At 57.0% G+C, this 15,983-nt stretch carries 20 protein-coding genes; 7 read left to right on the top strand and 13 right to left on the bottom strand.

Going from position 1 to position 15,983, the window contains the following annotated elements; translation table 11 throughout:
• Positions 1-4 precede the first annotated feature (4 nt).
• The 10 genes from ACR0LH_RS19805 to ACR0LH_RS19760 all read right to left on the bottom strand — a co-directional run bounded on the left by ACR0LH_RS19805 (position 5) and on the right by ACR0LH_RS19760 (position 7,317).
• On the bottom strand, positions 5-1,060 hold the full coding sequence (locus ACR0LH_RS19805; protein WP_170417979.1) for a TrbL/VirB6 family protein: 1,056 nt from the start codon (positions 1,058-1,060) through the stop codon (positions 5-7).
• Complete coding sequence (locus ACR0LH_RS19800; RefSeq protein WP_170417977.1) at positions 1,057-1,557, bottom strand: hypothetical protein; 501 nt, start codon at positions 1,555-1,557, stop codon at positions 1,057-1,059. The genes ACR0LH_RS19805 and ACR0LH_RS19800 overlap by 4 nt, the downstream gene beginning before the upstream one ends.
• Positions 1,554-2,300, bottom strand: a complete 747-nt coding sequence (locus tag ACR0LH_RS19795) for a type IV secretion system protein (RefSeq protein WP_170417973.1) — start codon at positions 2,298-2,300, stop codon at positions 1,554-1,556. The genes ACR0LH_RS19800 and ACR0LH_RS19795 overlap by 4 nt, the downstream gene beginning before the upstream one ends.
• A complete protein-coding gene (locus ACR0LH_RS19790) occupies positions 2,300-2,437 on the bottom strand; it encodes a hypothetical protein (protein ID WP_170417970.1) in 138 nt (45 codons plus the stop codon). The genes ACR0LH_RS19795 and ACR0LH_RS19790 overlap by 1 nt, the downstream gene beginning before the upstream one ends.
• Positions 2,434-4,800 (bottom strand): VirB4 family type IV secretion/conjugal transfer ATPase, encoded by a 2,367-nt coding sequence (locus tag ACR0LH_RS19785; protein ID WP_170740592.1) that lies wholly within the window; start codon positions 4,798-4,800, stop codon positions 2,434-2,436. The genes ACR0LH_RS19790 and ACR0LH_RS19785 overlap by 4 nt, the downstream gene beginning before the upstream one ends.
• Positions 4,793-5,071 carry a VirB3 family type IV secretion system protein gene (locus ACR0LH_RS19780; protein WP_152460684.1) on the bottom strand — a complete coding sequence of 93 codons (279 nt, stop codon included), beginning with the start codon at positions 5,069-5,071 and terminating at the stop codon, positions 4,793-4,795. Before ACR0LH_RS19780 ends, ACR0LH_RS19785 begins: the two co-directional genes overlap by 8 nt.
• 3 nt (positions 5,072-5,074) lie before the next feature.
• On the bottom strand, positions 5,075-5,356 hold the full coding sequence (locus tag ACR0LH_RS19775; protein ID WP_170574749.1) for an HAD family hydrolase: 282 nt from the start codon (positions 5,354-5,356) through the stop codon (positions 5,075-5,077).
• The gene (locus tag ACR0LH_RS19770) at positions 5,353-6,036 is read right to left on the bottom strand and encodes a lytic transglycosylase domain-containing protein (protein ID WP_331252138.1); all 684 of its coding nucleotides are present in this window, start codon (positions 6,034-6,036) and stop codon (positions 5,353-5,355) included. Before ACR0LH_RS19770 ends, ACR0LH_RS19775 begins: the two co-directional genes overlap by 4 nt.
• Before the next feature lie 462 nt (positions 6,037-6,498).
• A complete protein-coding gene (locus ACR0LH_RS19765; RefSeq protein WP_170417964.1) occupies positions 6,499-6,912 on the bottom strand; it encodes a thermonuclease family protein in 414 nt (137 codons plus the stop codon).
• A gap of 48 nt (positions 6,913-6,960) precedes the next feature.
• On the bottom strand, positions 6,961-7,317 hold the full coding sequence (locus tag ACR0LH_RS19760) for a hypothetical protein (protein WP_142638830.1): 357 nt from the start codon (positions 7,315-7,317) through the stop codon (positions 6,961-6,963).
• 383 nt (positions 7,318-7,700) lie between these two features.
• On the opposite strand from ACR0LH_RS19760, the gene ACR0LH_RS19755 reads away from it, so the two are divergent.
• The 3 genes from ACR0LH_RS19755 to ACR0LH_RS19745 all read left to right on the top strand — a co-directional run bounded on the left by ACR0LH_RS19755 (position 7,701) and on the right by ACR0LH_RS19745 (position 10,993).
• Entirely contained in the window at positions 7,701-8,195 is a 495-nt protein-coding gene (locus ACR0LH_RS19755) for a hypothetical protein (protein ID WP_170417962.1), read from the top strand.
• Positions 8,196-8,562: 367 nt separating this feature from the next.
• Positions 8,563-9,852, top strand: a complete 1,290-nt coding sequence (locus ACR0LH_RS19750) for a helix-turn-helix domain-containing protein (RefSeq protein ID WP_170417959.1) — start codon at positions 8,563-8,565, stop codon at positions 9,850-9,852.
• Positions 9,853-10,039: 187 nt separating this feature from the next.
• Positions 10,040-10,993 carry a LuxR family transcriptional regulator gene (locus ACR0LH_RS19745; RefSeq protein WP_170417956.1) on the top strand — a complete coding sequence of 318 codons (954 nt, stop codon included), beginning with the start codon at positions 10,040-10,042 and terminating at the stop codon, positions 10,991-10,993.
• 263 nt (positions 10,994-11,256) lie between these two features.
• On the opposite strand, the gene ACR0LH_RS19740 is transcribed toward ACR0LH_RS19745, so the two are convergent.
• Positions 11,257-11,676: a MerR family transcriptional regulator gene (locus ACR0LH_RS19740; protein ID WP_170417953.1), complete on the bottom strand. Its 420-nt coding sequence runs from the start codon at positions 11,674-11,676 to the stop codon at positions 11,257-11,259.
• A gap of 145 nt (positions 11,677-11,821) precedes the next feature.
• Here ACR0LH_RS19740 and ACR0LH_RS19735 point away from each other — a divergent pair, with 145 nt between their 5' ends.
• Together ACR0LH_RS19735 and ACR0LH_RS19730 are read left to right on the top strand one after the other, a co-directional pair.
• Complete coding sequence (locus ACR0LH_RS19735; protein WP_170418031.1) at positions 11,822-12,145, top strand: hypothetical protein; 324 nt, start codon at positions 11,822-11,824, stop codon at positions 12,143-12,145.
• 4 nt (positions 12,146-12,149) lie between these two features.
• Positions 12,150-12,368: a GDCCVxC domain-containing (seleno)protein gene (locus ACR0LH_RS19730; protein ID WP_237215937.1), complete on the top strand. Its 219-nt coding sequence runs from the start codon at positions 12,150-12,152 to the stop codon at positions 12,366-12,368.
• Between the two features lie 211 nt (positions 12,369-12,579).
• Here the strand turns inward: ACR0LH_RS19730 and ACR0LH_RS19725 are convergent, their stop codons facing one another.
• The gene (locus ACR0LH_RS19725) at positions 12,580-13,056 is read right to left on the bottom strand and encodes a DUF411 domain-containing protein (protein WP_170417950.1); all 477 of its coding nucleotides are present in this window, start codon (positions 13,054-13,056) and stop codon (positions 12,580-12,582) included.
• A 284-nt stretch (positions 13,057-13,340) separates the two neighbouring features.
• The gene (locus tag ACR0LH_RS19720) at positions 13,341-13,754 is read right to left on the bottom strand and encodes a heavy metal-responsive transcriptional regulator (RefSeq protein ID WP_170417943.1); all 414 of its coding nucleotides are present in this window, start codon (positions 13,752-13,754) and stop codon (positions 13,341-13,343) included.
• 89 nt (positions 13,755-13,843) lie between these two features.
• Here ACR0LH_RS19720 and ACR0LH_RS19715 point away from each other — a divergent pair, with 89 nt between their 5' ends.
• Both ACR0LH_RS19715 and ACR0LH_RS19710 read left to right on the top strand, forming a co-directional pair.
• Positions 13,844-14,872, top strand: coding sequence for a lysylphosphatidylglycerol synthase domain-containing protein (locus tag ACR0LH_RS19715; RefSeq protein WP_170417940.1), 1,029 nt, complete (start codon positions 13,844-13,846; stop codon positions 14,870-14,872).
• Positions 14,859-15,983: MFS transporter (locus ACR0LH_RS19710; RefSeq protein ID WP_480722209.1), on the top strand; the 1,125-nt coding region annotated here is incomplete at its 3' end. The genes ACR0LH_RS19715 and ACR0LH_RS19710, both read left to right, overlap by 14 nt.

Raw genomic sequence — 15,983 nt, 5'->3', positions numbered from 1 at the left:
CGATTTAGGAAGATTTATTGACGCGAGCTTGTCGAATGCTCTGCCGGTAACGGTCAGCGGCGTAGCTCTGTCGAGCCGCCCCATCCTGATTGCGGGCTCTGTGTGCAATGTCCCGACGCGCTTGCATCGCGCGCGAGGCGCTGTCACGAACACCTGTCCCATCGCGGGCTGCGGAGGCCATCGCGGCGGCGGTTTTCCCACCGGCTACTGCACCCCTTGCGCCGTCGCTTGCAGTGCCCAATGCACTTCTTGCGGCAGCGACGGCACCAGTTGCCACGGCAAGACCCGAGGATGCCGAAACGATTGCACCCGACATTCCGCCCGCGAGCGATGGGATCTGCGTGAGCATCACGATTGACACAATGCAGATCGCCAAAAACCGGCCACTGGCCTCCATATTGTTCACATCCTCAACAGCGGTCAGTTCTGAGCTGAAAAGGGCCTGAATAAGAGAAACAATACCTGTCAGAACGACGATGACCATGATCAGGCCAACAGTCGTTTTCGCCCAGGCTGCGAAGATATTGGCTGTTGCTGAGCTGAGCAGCGTTGCGATGAAAACAGGCGCTAGTCCCAGCAGGACCGCCAGACCGCCTTTTGCGATCAGCGCCATGCCGGTGCCAAAAGCTACGATGACAGCCCCAACAACCCAGAGAATAGCCCCGGTGATGCTCAGGCCCCAGGTCGCGTTTTCAATGGCCTGCTGGCCCATCAAGAAACACTGAAGCGCAATGTCATCGAGTGCTTCCCAGACATTTGTTGTGCCGGTCAATTCTCCGGCAATCGTGTCTGGGAGGCTCGAAATGCCCTGATAAATGGGCTGAAAGAAGCTCCAGCTGGAAGCCATACCAATGATGATCGTCGCCCGAATGATCCAGCCGACATAGCCACCAAACCCGATTTCCCGGATTTGAAGCACACCGTTGATCAGCATTGCCACGAAGATCAGCGCGGCTATTGCCCAGAGGGCGGATGCAAGATCCGCCGCCAGGCTGTTGTATGCTTGCTGCGAGAAGTTATTAAGCGCAGCCTCAATCGAGCTGACGAAATCTTGGATCACGGCCCACAAGCCTCCTCAATTGCAGGGCGCAGAGCTTCCAGACGGGTCCGTTGCTCTTTTTTAAGCGCGGCAAGATTGTCGGACGGTTGGGTCCAAAACTCGTCTTGGTCAGCTCCGACCTTTTGGGCCGCGTCCTCACGGCTCAAACCACCCAGCGGACATTCGGTGCTGTAGGTCTCGCCAGACTTGCGCAGATTACATTGCTCGATGGTGGCCTCGTGCGCTGCTATGACCTGTTCATTCAGGATCACCACCGACCAGTTGGTCACAAGAGGCTGCTTGTCTGCGGATTGGCCCGCTTCGGCCATGCGCGCTTGATCGTCTTTGACGAATTGACGACCGTACTCACTCGCGCCCGAGTACCCAAGGCACTTACGATATTCATCGAACGGCATATCGACCTTGGGTGACGGGCGCAGCTTCACCTGTGCCGATGCAGCACCCGACATAACGACGGCGGCTGCAATGGTCAGGATGAGAGTTGAGCGGAGTTTCATTGTGAGGTTCCTCGTACATAGTTGCTGAGTGTCGAAAGATCAGCAGCGGTTGCAGCCAGATCCGTGCCCGACGCCAGAGCATTAGCCGAGGTTGCGCGCAAGATTTCAATTTCAACTTGCAGGAGTTTCAGGAGAACCGCCGTGTTATAGTCGATTGCATCCTTCAGATCTTCTTGCTGACCGATTTCACCGCGCAGTTTTTCAGCATCTTCGGAGAGCTGACCGGCCATGTCATAGCCATTCTCACCCAACGCCGACGCCATCAGGCCCGCACCACCACGCTCAGACAGGATGCGGCGAGCCTGCACATCCGATCCGCTGAAGTCGGACAAGATGCCATCGTTCAGGCCGAGGTTGATTGATCGACGTTCCATTGCCTGCGCAGCGACATCGGGCAGGCCGGAGATACCGCCCTCCGCTGCATCCAGTGCGTAGCCGAGCGTGTCAGCAGCAGTCGCCAGTTTCAAAAAGCTGCGGCTGTTGAACTCATCCAGATCTGTCAAACCGCTGATGGTTTTGAAGGAGTTTTCGAGCAATGCCCGCTGTTGTTCCAGTTTCTCGTACTGTTCCAGCAATTGCTCGTACTGGCGGACCATTTCAGCGATTTCTTTGGCCGAATTGGCGGCGTCCTGCGTGATGGATGCAGAGTCCACCACCGGAACACCCTGGGCCGATGCCATGACGGGCAGGGCGGCCAGAACTGAAACAGCAATGGTTGTGCGGAATTTCTTTGAAATATTCATCAGACAAGCTCCAAGTTTTCAGGGGGGGTCATGCGCTCAAAGTCGCAGGCGCATTTGCTGCGATAGCCCGAATAGGTGCTGGTGCAGGCTGAGACAGCGGCCAGAACTACAAGGGCGATTACAAGGCGGGTTTTCATGTGATTTCCTTCCAGAAGTTGGGGTTTTTTCGCCAGTCAGGATCAGGGAACGATTTTCCGTCTGATCCGCTCAGAACACGGAGAAGCGGGCCGAGAGCGCCGACATCGACATCGAGCCAAACACTCTCATCACCCTTTTTCATGAGCATTACGCGGTCGCCAAAATGCGCCCTCAGCGCGGCCAGCTCTGAATCGTTCAAGCCGATTGCCCGGTAGTCTGCTTCATTGCCGGATCGAGAGGGGAACAAGAGCTGCGTGCTGGTGTTTTCCAGGATCGACTTACTTGCCGCCGACGACAGGAGGTGATCGGGGATCTGCGTCATCATCATCATCATGACGTTCAGCTTCCGATACGTGGTGTAGGCATTTATGAGAATGCCAGCGCCATAAGGGTTGCCAGCAATTACCCATGCTTCATCAATCACAAAGACAGTGGGTATCTTGGTGGCGCAGCGGCGTTCGATCTGGCGCATGACGTAGCTGATCCATGCCAGCCGCACCAACTCGTCATCCAGAACCTCGGAAATGTCGAAAACAAGATGACGGGCGCCAGCAGCAAACGGATCTGAGCCACCCTCGCCAAACATCCAGGACAAGCGGCCTTCGCCAGCCCATTCACTTGCACGCTTGTACAGGTTCTTGTCATCGTCAAAGGCTCTGAACCGTTCCACCAATGAATCGAAGTTCTGAAGCGCAGGCGGCAAAGTGGCATTCGCTTGGCAAGCCCGCGTGATTTCATCCTTTTGATCGGTGGTCAGTGGTTCGTCATAGCTCAACAGGGCAATGACCCAATTGGCGAGCCAGCTTTGCCCAGCCTCATCCGTCTCGGTCTGAAACGGGTTCATGCCGGTTGGTTCACCAACTCGGACGCGGGTGTACTGTGCGCCGAGCGCACGCATGGGGGCCTCCATCGCCCGGTCTTTGTCAAAAGCGATGATCCGCGCGCCCTGTGCAACCGCCGTTGTCGCCAGCAGCATCGCGGTCACAGTTTTACCCGATCCGTTCGGCCCCAGAACGATTGTGTGGCCGGAGGGCAGGTTTTCAGCGTCTTTGCTGGTCTTGGGAAGGTGCAGCGAAACATCGTAGCTGTCCCCGTGCGTTGTCGGCAAAGTCGCCAATGGCCCCGGCCAGGGCAGCTTTTCCGCATCCAACCCTTTAGGGCGCATGTGGAACGCAACCATGTCCGCAAAGTTCTGGTCCGTGATCAGTTCTTCACGAGGACGGAATGCGAAGTTGCCGGGGTGCTGCGCGAAGTACACCGACCGCGCCGACATCGCTTCGCGTTTGACCGTGCCGCCCGAAATCTGGATTTCACCGATGATGTGTTTTTCGGCGGTTTTCAGATCTTCCTCGTTCCCAAACACACAGATCGACAGGTGGTGCTTGCCGAGTGACATGGTGCCGGAGGCAATGCCGTCCGCCAGAATGGACAAATCTTCTTCAAGCGACTTCGCTTTGTCGCCTGCCGAGCGCATTTGTCCCGACTTGCGGCGTTCCATTTCCTGCGCCTGGGCGCGGCTGATCGGCAGGAAGGATTGCGAAATCACAACATCAACCGGCAGGTCCAGCCCGTCGAAAATGCCGGGGAACGAAGCCATCGGGTAATTCTTCAGGGAATAGACACGGATGGAGCGTTCCTGATCGTCGCCCGTGACCAGTTTGCCGGTCTTGCCCTGAAACAGCACATCCTCTTGCGGCATGTTGAAGGCGATGGGTTCTGCAATGTTCGTGTGAATGATCGGCTGATACCGACCGTTCAACAGCATTCCATAATAGCCGAGCCAACGCCCCTCGCTGAGCTTCAGCCGGCGCACCCGGCTTTCGCCCAGCGTGCCCGCCAGTGTTGTGAAAACACCGTCGAGCTGTTCGATCATTTCGCGGCGTTCCTCGTCTATCGTTCCAGACGACATGCCGAACATCTGTTTTGCCCGCTCATCCTGCCGCTTTTGGAGAATGGCGCTGATGATGATCTTGCGTTCTTTCAGCTCTGCATCGACGGAAGCTGAGCGCATGGCCTGCGCCACTGCACCGGCAAAGCCGGTTGGATCTGTGATGACATGACCAGTCTCAGTCGGGACGGTCAGTCGATGAACATAAAATGCCACTTCATTGGGTGTTGTGCGCAACACACGCTCAAACCGTTCGGCCAGGAACTCAAACTCGTTTTCGTCCAGCGTGTTTGCGTTAATCCCGGTGATTTCTACAGCGGCGATAAGGCCACCGTTGCGTGTGGAAATGACCTCATCGTCCACGACATAGCCATAAGGCAACATCTGAAAGAGGCTCATTTCATCCTTGCGCCAGCTCGGCTCGATCAACGAGCGGGCAAGGGTCCACAAATCCTGTGCAGCAGGCTTAGGCACTATAGTAATCTCCCCCATGATGCTGGCGGTTTTTGGTGCGCGGAGTTTTGGAAAGGGTTACGGACAGGACGCGGAAGAAAGCCGGTTCCCATTCGTAAAAGAGGCGAAGCCCGGTGTAGAAAACAAAACCCGCAATGATTGCTGGCGCTATCCCGAACATGAAGAACGAAAGCATGGTCATCCCGAGGATCACCAGCAGATAGATCACGGGTAGGCCGCCCCATTCTGCGGGGCGGCTCAGGCCGCGAAAGACCGTATTGCGGCGCGGCATCAATCAGGCTCCGATGAATGTATCAGCGAGGCCGATAACAGCGCCGACGACGATAGCGATTACCGGGCCTTTCAGCGAACCCCAGCCGAACACGTAGGCCAGACAGCCCCAGATGAAGCCGACAGCGGCAAGGCTGACGCCAACGACCTTCGAGTCAGCCAGCGTTTCGTTGATGAAATCGCCAATGGCATCTTGCAGCCAGCCAGCAGAGGCGGGCGCTGCTGTGATGATGAACGCTGTGATCGCGAAAAACGCCATCTGCTGGTAGAAGTGGGTTCTTTTCATGAGGAAGTGCTCACTTTGCTGAGGATGGTCCGCACGTAGTTGCGGGTTTCGGTGAAGGGGGGGACGCCACCATATTCGACGACGCGGTGAGGCCCGGCGTTGTAGGCGGCAAGCGCCAGCTTCCAGGTTCCGAACGCGCGGTACTGCGCCGCCAAATAGCGGGCACCACCGTCGAGATTTTCTGCAGGGTTCTTTGGGTTCACGCTCAGGTCTTTCGCCGTTCCCGGCATGAGCTGTGCAAAGCCATAGGCACCCTTGGGTGACAGAGCGTCAGCCCGATACCGGCTTTCCTGCCAGACCAGCGCCATGAACAACTCGGCCGGAATGTCATGGCGTTCCGCCGCTGCGTGGATTTCTTTGACGATCCGCTCCTGCGACCAGCCGCCCGAGGATCTGCGAGGCCGCGGCGCCTTGCCCGCAATCTCGATCTTTGCCTGCGGTTTGGGGGTTGGTGCTTCCGGCTTTTCATTAAGCGTGTATTCACGCATCCGGATTGGACGAACGACGCCATCAACGATTTCTGCGCGAATGCCGTTTAGATACACGCTTCCATCAGGTTCGTATTCAATGACCTGGGCACAGACATCCGTTCCGAAAGTCGCCGTCAAGAACGCCAACAACGGCCAAACGGCGTTGATCCGACATCTGTTATCGGTGAAGCTTTTGATGGAGCTGGTCACTAATTTGTCCTCCAAATTAGGTCAGTAGTTTTTACATAATTACTATTATGGGGTCGACTTCAGGTCATCTGAGCGGTGGGGAATCGGGTGCTGGGACACAGCACTGAACCTTCAGTGGCGCCGCAAAAGACCAATGTCTGGTTCGGATCTCTTAGTCAGATGTTTTGGCTGGAACGTTCGGATGTCCCGCGCGCCTCAATCGTCAGACAGCGCTAAGGGATCGGAGGTGCAGACGCGTTGTCTAGGTTTGCACCCATTGACTCTGTCGCGGTGCTGCCCAATCTAGGACCGGCATCTCGGACTACTGTTTTTACCATAGTACAGTTCTCTCTTGATGTTGGAGGAATGCCCGGATGGATTAAGGGCGTTTCTTGTCCTGTCGATTGTTGGCGCAATCGGCAGGACTGCTTATTGCTTAGTCGTTTCTCTCTGCTGTCATAAATCGTTGTTTTATCCTTTCTTTCAGCCGCACCAGGACTGGCGCTTGCCACCCGAGTACGGGCGCGCCAGACCTTCAGAAATCAGGATGGCCCCGACGTTCTGTCCAGACACGCGCCCAAGCGCCAAGAAGCGATCGTGGACGTCAAAGTGCAGCTCAATCTCAAGTTCAATTACGCCCGCGAAGTTGATGAGCTCCGTCAGCCGGTCCTTGGCTCGTAGACCCAAAGCTCTCTCAGCATCGCACTGAGCCCGGAATGTCTCAGGCGTATCAAACCCAATAAGCCGGTATCGGTCGTCACCATGGTCGATCGTGTCACCGTCAACGGCAATCACCTCGGATGCGCCGAGAGTCTTTGTTTTCCTAGCTGGTTCAATCCAAACTGCAGCAATGAACAAGGACGCGAGTGCAGCGCTGAGAAACAAGAGCCGTTTCATGCGCCCTGCCCCAGCATTTTGATGAGCCGGGTTCTCGAACGTGACCGATCAGGTTTTGGATTTCGCGTCCAGGGCCTGAGCTGCTTCGAGACCCTCTGGGGTAATCGACTCGATCGTATAGTCTGATTTGACGCAGAGAATGCGCCCATCACCAAATTCCTGATGATGCTTGAAGAGGCCCGGCCAAAGATCGAACTCTCTGGGCTCAGCGCCCGCTCGAGAGATCTTCGACTTGCACAAGGCCCCGACATAGTTCGGCGAGCTGTAAATGCAGTGGTACTTAGGTCGTCCAAGGGAAGCGAGTCCGATAAATTCGTAGCGGCATGTAAAGGGAACCTGATCCTCTTTCAGGCCCCGGACCATCTCGATGGTTACCACAGTGTATTGTCTCTTGTTGTCCGCCATGACGACCCCCTATGGGCCGTCTTCTACATCCAAAAGTTGTGGACTAAAACACAATCTACGTCAATATAAGAAAACCCGCCAATATACGATATTGGATTGTCAGAAATATATTGGCCGGATATTGCTTAGGCGATTCGCAAGCAGGAGAGACCATCTTGAAACACTCAAAATCCGGAAATCGAACTCGCGCGAAGGCCCTTGCAGTTGCACTCGCTGCACTGCCAGCCACGCAGGCTCGTGCCTATCCAATTGACTGTGCCATATTCCTTTGCCTCGCCGGGGGTTGGCCAAGTTCGGCTGATTGCGTCGCAGCCAAGGCGGAGTTCATTCGGCGCATCACACCCTACCCGGTCGAACCGCCGCTTCAACTCTGGCGCTGTCCGATGAATACGTCACACAGCCCCTCGGACTTGGGTCCTATGGAACGGTTGGAAGCCATCAAGCGCACCAGTGCTAGCCCAGTTCCAGAGCTTCCATCGGATGACACCGCTAAGCCAATACTGGTAGACGCAGCGATCTCGATAGGAAGGATCGATGCACATCACGGCCAATACGGTGACGGTTTCCAAGCCACCCCGATCAGCGTCGATCTTTCTTCTTCCGATTTCGACGTTGTGAGATCCATCAGGGTTTGGGATGTGCGCCACTACAGCTATCGCCGTCGTTCAAGGGAGGGAGATTGCGAGCGTTCGCTTGATCTTGTGGTTGGCACCTACGACGATAATACGAATTTTCGCTGGTCCGAGCGCGCTCCTGCCCCAATCCCTTACTGGCTGCCACTGGGCAATCGCTGTGAACCTCCCAGCTACTTCCGCGGCGTTGGCGTCGAGTGGACCGACACATTCGGGTTCAGCGACTACGAACTCATCCGATATTGAGGTGCTGACCTGCGGTACAACGCGTTGCTCCTGGCTATGCCACCAAAAATCGCCAGCTGCATTTTTAAACCAGGCCGATTGGCCCGGAGGAAAAACTTAATCCCAGAAACAAAAACCCCCGCAAGGCGGGGCCTCAGCGGGGATCTTCTTAAGTCACGTTTGATCACCTGATTTATAGGAAACTCCAAAATTACTGACAAGGACAAACGCATCTGTGCGAACGGTTTTTCTGTGTCTTTTTGCTGAGGTTCGAGCCGCCTTGCTTCCCCAATGAGAAGCAGACCATGAGACCGTTGAACCATTCCGAACACCCTGCCCCGCGAAGCCGCGATATCAACACTGACCTTTGCCAAATGAGGCCAAATCCATGAGCTTTCGGCAGATCGCATCCGCCCATCACCACGATAATATTCGCTTTCACAACGGCCTTCCTGAGGGCTGGAACCGTGACAGGTTACGTCAGCTCTGCGTGGGATATGCGCAGATCAGAGGCGCATCAGCCCAGTGTATTCGCACCTTAGAGATCATCATCGATATGATTACGCCATGTGCTTTTCGAGACCCGTCTCAGGAACCCTTTTGCTACGCGCGCCAGGAAACCCTCATTGCCGGGCGAGGCGTGACAGATCGGACAATCCACAATCACGAACGTGAGCTGGAAAGGATTGGTCTGATCGAACGCAGGCTTGGCGCAAATGGCGCGCGCTGTAAGCGCAAGAAGCTTGGACTCTTCCTGACCCCTGCCCTGAACCTCATTCCCGAGATGCGCGACGCGGACGTGCGCAGCAAGGCCGAGAAGAAAGAACAGGACGAGCTGCGCGGGGATCGATCACGGCTTTACCGATATGTGAAACATAGTCTGGCCGTGCTTCTCTTACTCCCCTGCCCTCCTGAAAGTCTGGAAGGCATGAAGGAGGAACTTCGATCCTGGCCGCGCGCCGACAAGTTGAAATACATGACGCTGGAGGCGCTCAAGCTACATGTTCAGGCGGCTTACGACCTTTGGAGCCGGATCGAAGAGCATGTCGCAAAACCCGGTGAAATTTCGGGTGAACCCGAAGCTTGTTTCGGGTGCCATATACAAGACCAAATTGAAGAAACAATTCTGTCCTGTAACGCCGATGGCGAGAGTTCAATGTCCTCGGCAAAAGCCTCGGAACCAGATTGTTCCGGCTCCGGGCCTGACGGCCCTCCGCATTGCTTAGAAAGCAATCATCCGACAGATACGGCATCGCGCAAGGCCCAAAAACTACCGCGGGTGAATAACCGCATCCTATATGAACTGGCCTCACCCGAGCTGCGCATGCATATCGATATCGCGGGTGGCGGAGATCAGAATTCCAGCCCGTCGCTCTACGCGATTGAGACCGGCGTTTGGTCGCGATTGTCGGAGATCGGCGCCAATGCCTCGGCTTGGCGTACGGCGATTGACCGATTGACCGTGATGGGTGCAATCCTGGCCGGGTTGATCACAGACGCGAGGCTGAGCGATCCACGGTTGCCGCCAGTGGTTAATCCGGGCGGATATCTGCGCGGTATGGTGCACGCAGATGAGCGCGGTGAACTGAACCTGATTTCCAGTTTCATGGGGCTTTTGGCGCGTAGAGCCCGAGAGGAGGAAGACGGGCTTCCGCAAGATCACTGCAGCGGGTTTTAGCCGTGCCGGGTTATGAGCCGCCAGCTTCTCCAATTCATGTGTCTCATCGGCAGGTTTTCGCTCCGTTTCCGCCTCCAGAACAGAACTGTATTCAAATGCATGATTGGCTACGGGAATTCCCGAGTGGTTTGTTCAGCTTTAGGTTGCTAAGCGGCCTCGACGGCAACGCGGAACAGAAAGACGATCTATGAAAATCGCGGACATTGGCAATTCTGAACTGGATTTCAGGCAGACCGGGGAGGCGCGCCTTCAGGAAATTTGTTCGAGGTTCGGACTGGAGAATGCGTCCTACGCCCATATCGACAAGCATCACAACGTTGTCCACGGCTGCACCACGTTCCCGGCCGAATGGGTCAGGCACTACGTCGACAACGACATGGTCCTGGTCGATCCCCTCATCCGGTTTGGCGCCGCAATGATCGCACCAATTGATTGGGCTGTGTTTGATGATCAGCGTGAACACGCACCGCTATTCGATGCAGCGAGAAAATTTGGTGTGGGTCAGCACGGACTATCCATTCCGGTTATCAATCCGTTTGGGGAGCGTGGTGTCTTTACGGTTACCTCCAACCTGCGCCGATCCGACTGGGACGCCTTGGTCGGGAGTATGCTCCCTGCCCTTCGCCACGAAGCGCAGGTCCTGCATCTACTCGCGCTCGATGTGATTGATACAGTTTTCAACTTTCCTACGGATGCGTTGTCCGATCAGGAGATGGATGTTCTGAAGATGCTCGCATCAGGATTGATCCCATCCGTAGTTGCTGGCCAGACGGGGCTCTCCTCCAGGATGGTGCATGCTTTGACGTCTTCGATCGTCACAAAACTCAAGTGCCGGACAACGGAACAAGCAGTGGCGAGAGCTGTCAGCACAGGTATTCTTAAATGGACCGATTTCTTTGCCGACCCGGTCGCCGAACTTGCGGATGTTGAAGGACAGACCCTTTGCGGCGGGATCGTGCGTTGGTCTGGAAGATCACACGAGTTGATCACCTTTGAAGATGGTCGAACGGTGCGGAACTTGGATAGCTTTCAGGCGGTTCAGGTCCAGGAAATTGCCAAAGACTTCAATCTGGATGCTGAAAGGATCCTCGAAGAACTTGGACCCAACCGGGATCAATGCGTGTGGATCAGGCATCTCTGAGTTCGGCCCACGTGCACCGCTTGATTTGCAAAATTGTGAGCAGGGGCAAGTTTCACATAATTTCACTTATGCTTCCGCAATCTGTAGCCGCAAAGCTCAAATGTCACCCATGAGCAATTCAGGAATGTCACTCTCGCCTGCGATGAGGACAGGCAGAGAGTTCGGGCATGGGGTGGGTAATGATGAGCGAGCCGGATTTGAGCCGCATTGTAGTCTTTCCGCAAACTGAGTTGGCCAGATTCGATCCTTTCCGGGCGTTGCAATTAGGTGTCGTTTATTTTTTCTTTGGCGATAGGCTCGTTGAGCAACGCCGTTAGCAGGGGGCATGAGGCCGTACCCTCGGTGCAGGTCTGCACAAGTTCTGCCAGTGCTTGCTCCAACCGTTGGAGGGCGGCGATTTTTGACCTGACGTTGTCGAGATGTCTTGTTGCGACGTCTTCGACGTCACGACAAGCTTGCTCGGGCGCTTTGGACAATTCGCGAAGTGCGCATGCACCCTGAATGGTAAAGCCAAGATCGCGGCAGCGTTTGATGAATCTGAGCTCGGAGATTTCCCGTTCCGTGTATGCGCGGCGTCCCGAGGCGGTTCGACCGGCTTTCTCGACTATGCCTTCCCGTTCGTAGTAGCGGATCGTCTCGACCGACAGACCGGTCAATCTCGCCGCTTCGCCAATCGCAATCATGTGATGACCTTTCCCTTGAACCTGTAGCTACTACAGGGTGCATGTTGTCGGTCATGATGTCGAATTTCACATACCGCGCGAAGCAAAAATCGAGGAAGTCGAACCGGCTTCCGCTCGAGTTCGTCAAAGCCGGAGAAAGCTGACCATGAGCAAGTTTGTTGGCGCAAGCTTTCTTGGATCGTTTACCGCACTTGGCGTTGCGACCTGCTGCATCTTGCCGATGGCCTTGATTTTGCTTGGCTTGGGAGGGAGCTGGCTGGCCGTATTCGGCAAGATCGCCGCCGCGAGTTATTACGTGCTCGGCGGTTCGACGGCCCTGCTGTTTCTCTCTGGCATCGTCGCGTATCGCCGTGGTTCGCTCGACCGCTTCAAATGGTGGCTGACAGGCAGTTTTGCGTTGACGGCCATCGCTTGGGTTATCGTGCTCAACGAAATCCGAATAAATGATTTCCTGATAACCTTGATGTGACGCCATGAGTGAAAAGCACCCGAACCTTGTCAGCACGATCATCTGCCCGGAATGTGGACATTCAAGGCCTGAAACGATGCCAACAGACGCGTGCCAGTGGTTCTACGAATGCACATCTTGCGGAAAAGTCCTGAAGCCACTTCCCGGCGATTGCTGCGTCTACTGTTCCTACGGATCGGCCCCATGCCCGCCAATTCAGGCGGGCGACAAATGCTGCGGTTGATACGGCGACCGGGATGTCGGTTTTGTCCGCAAAGCCGGTCATCAGGCTTTGCGGACGCAGGTATTTTTTCACCGTAGGCTGGAACTTGCCCGGTAGGACAAGGCAGGCGTGAAGTCACGGATCAACTGGTTTGCCGTGAAGAATGTCACGTAAACCAGGCAGCAGAAGCGAGCGCCGTGTTTGTCAGGATCTTGCCAGCGCCATCGGGAAATTATGCGGCCGGGTAGCTGGCGAACACCTCTGTGGTTCCATCCTTGCGGATCAGAAAGACGTCGAAGGCTTCGCGTTCACTTTCCGGCCCCATGCCCGGTGAGCCGAAAGGCATTCCCGGAACCGACAGTCCGACAGCATTCGGGCGTTCGCCCAGCAGGCGCCGAATGTCAGCGGATGGGACGTGTCCTTCGATCATGTAGCCCTCCACGCGACCCGTGTGGCATGACATCATGCCCTCCGGAATCCCATTGGCGGTTTTGTAAGCGTTCAAGGCCTCCCAAGCACTGTTTTCCACGCCTACTTCAAAACCTTCCGCCCGCATGATTTTGATCCACGATCCGCAGCACCCACAATTCGGATCCTTCAGGACATGGATTGAGGGACCGGTTTTCGCGAAGGCGGGAAGCGCCGCGCTGCACGCAATTGCCGCGGCTCCTTGCATCAAGCGGCGGCGGCTCAGGTTATTCATTGTCATGTTCCCTCTTGGGTAAACTTGTCTTAAACCGATATAAAATCGCACCGGTAGGATAAAAGCTGGACCGCATTTACAGGGCCGACTTGTCCGTCACCCTCCGACACTCATCAGATATGGCTTTCTGGGCGACGCAGGGATTTCTCACAATGATCTGGCGCAAACTCTGCTCGGAAGCGGAACCCTCGCTCTCCTTTTTTCGCTGCACCTGCCGTTCTGGGTCCTGCTTGGCAATAACCCGGTTCGCAAGCAACGCCGCTACCCTCCGTTCAAGGCCGGAATTGCGCCTATTTCTCACTGCTGCGTTCTATGGCGCCCACGATCGAACAGTTCTGAATTCCACCACGCCCCGGACACGCCGCGATCAGCTCGTCCAGATTGTTCCTCAACCGTGCAAGCCCTTCGATCCGTTCCTGAATTTCGTCCCGCTTTTTGCGCGCTCTGGCCTGCATCGCGACGCACTCGGTATTTGGTGCCGTGCGCAACTCCAAAATTTCCGCGATTTCTGCCAGCGAAAATCCGAGCTTCTTAGCGCCGGATATGAATTTCAGCCGCCAAAGCGTGTCACCACCATAGTCCCGCGCGCCGCCGTCAATTGGGCGCGGCGGCTGAGTGACAAGGCCCTTCTTTTCATAAAATCTGATCGTCTCGACGCCTATCCCGGTCTCGCGCGCGGCCTGGCCGATCTTGAGTGGTTGCATCGCAGTCTCCCTCCGTCACCGTCATCTTGACACCGTATCATGATACGGAGGTTAAAACATTGAGGTCTTGGTAGTTGCGAGGATGTCAAATGCGGACCTTCCTGAAACGGTGGCTGCTGCCGATATTCGGCTCCGCCCTGGCGCTCTATCTGGTGTTTGCGCTCTACGGCAGCCTCGATTTTGCGCTGTTTCTGCAGGGCCTGCGCGGAGCCAACATGTTCTGGATCGCGATTCTTGCCGCCACCATCCTGCTGGAGCAGCTGATGAGCGGCTGGAAGTGGCGGCAGATCCTGTTCGACGTGAAACCCGTCGGCACCCTGCGGCTGACGGGGGCGCTACTGGCAGGTTATGGCGCAAATGTCCTTGTCCCGCTCGGCATCAGCCCGCTGGTCCGGGCCTGGCTGGTTGCCCGGCTCGACCGCTTGAAGATGGCGACCGTGCTTGCAACCGCGATCATCGCCCGGTTCCTCGACGGCGTCGTTTTCGCCCTTTTTGCCGGAGCGGTGGCCGCCGCCGGCCAGATTCCACAGATCGAGGGTGACCTGCGGCTGGGATTGAGCGTTGCGGGCCTGTTGAACCTGATGCTTTTCGGCAGCCTGCTTTGGGTTCTGTTCCGGTTCCGCGCGTCACTTCTGAGCGAGGACCCTCTGGTCTGCCGACTCTTCGACTGGGCTGCCGCCCGCATCGGGGCCGATGGCGCGTATCTGCGCACCGCGCTCGGTGAAGGGATCGTCTGGCCACAGGCACGGGCCCGCCGCGTCGCCGCCATTGCCGCAGCCATTGCGGGTAAGCTGGTGGCGACAACCCATTTCCTGTGGGCCGGGCTGGCGGTTGGCGTGGTGCTGAGCGCGTGGGATTACCTGTTCCTGATGGTGTTTGCCGGGTTCGCCATGGTTCTGGGTCGTTTCGTGCGCATCCCGGCGAGCTTTGTCTTTGGAGCGGGGTTCGCGCTCAAGGTGCTTGGCGTTCCGGACGAAACCGCCCTTCTGATGATCCTGTTCAACTATGTGCTGACGATCCTTCTGGTGGTCGGGATCGGCCTGACGGTGTTGTGGCAGAGCGGCATCGACATCCGCCGCGCCCGGGCGGAGGCAGAGGCGGCGAATGGCAAGGCGTAATCCCGAAGACACGAGATTTTGGCGCATCGCCGGTGCTGGTGCGGTGTTTCAGGGCGGGTCGGCGGCGGTGGACAGCGCGACGGTGGTGGCCAGTCTGGTGCATATGCTGACCGGTAGCGCGCTGGCCGTGGGCTATGCCAGCACGGTCCTGCGTCTTGGCTGGCTGCTGCCCCAGTTCGCGGTGGGCTACCTCGCCGAGCGCACCGATCGGCGGATGCCGTTCTACGCCCTTGGTGCCTATGGGCGGGCGATCACGGTCGCGATGATCGGTATTCTTCTGTGGTGGGGGGCCGACTGGCCTCAGGTCGATTGGCCTCCGGTTCCGCTGGCGCTCGGGATGCTGGGATTGTGGACGGTCTATGCCTTTGTCAGCGGCGTGGTCGCGGTGCCCTACAACGACATCGTCGGCCGGGCGATCCCGTCCGAGCGCCGCAGCCGGATGTTGGCCTGGCGCTTTTTCGGCGGCGGTGTTCTGGCGGTTCTGGTGGCGGGCTTTCTGCGACACGCGCTCGACGTGATGCCGCCGCTCAGGGCCTATGCGCTGATCTTCTGGCTCGGCGCGGTGCTGATGATCGTCTCTGCGACGCTTTTTGTCTCCGCGGGTGAGCCCGCTACCGCTGCAAGGGCGCCACGGGACCGTCCTGCCAATCTGTCTGGATTTCTGCGCGAAGGTTTCTCGACGCTGCGGCAGGACCACCGGTTCCGGCTGTTCCTGATCTTCCAATGGCTTGGTGCAGCGACGCTGATGGCGTTGCCGTTCTATGTCGTTGCCGCCAGCCGCAGCGGCCTCGGGGCGGCGGATGTCGGAACGCTGTTGGCGGCGCAGACTGTCGGCGCGCTGGCCTCGAATCCGCTCTGGGGCCACATCGGAGACCAGGCGGGCAAATTGCGCCTGCTGGGGATAGTGGCACTGGTGCGTCTCGGACCTCCGGTGCTGGTTTTGCTGCTTGTGGTCACGGGTTCGGGGCTGACCGGTTTCGCGGTGCTGTTCTTCCTGATCGGCGCGATGATGAACGGGGTGACCATCGGCTATCTCGGCTATTTGCTGGAGATCTCGCCCGACGACCGCCGCCCGGCCTATTCCGCGTGGTTCAACAGCTTTGCGGCCCCG

It is taken from the genome of Ruegeria sp. CL6, assembly GCF_056536465.1.
This window is presented reverse-complemented; position numbering and strand designations above follow the sequence as displayed.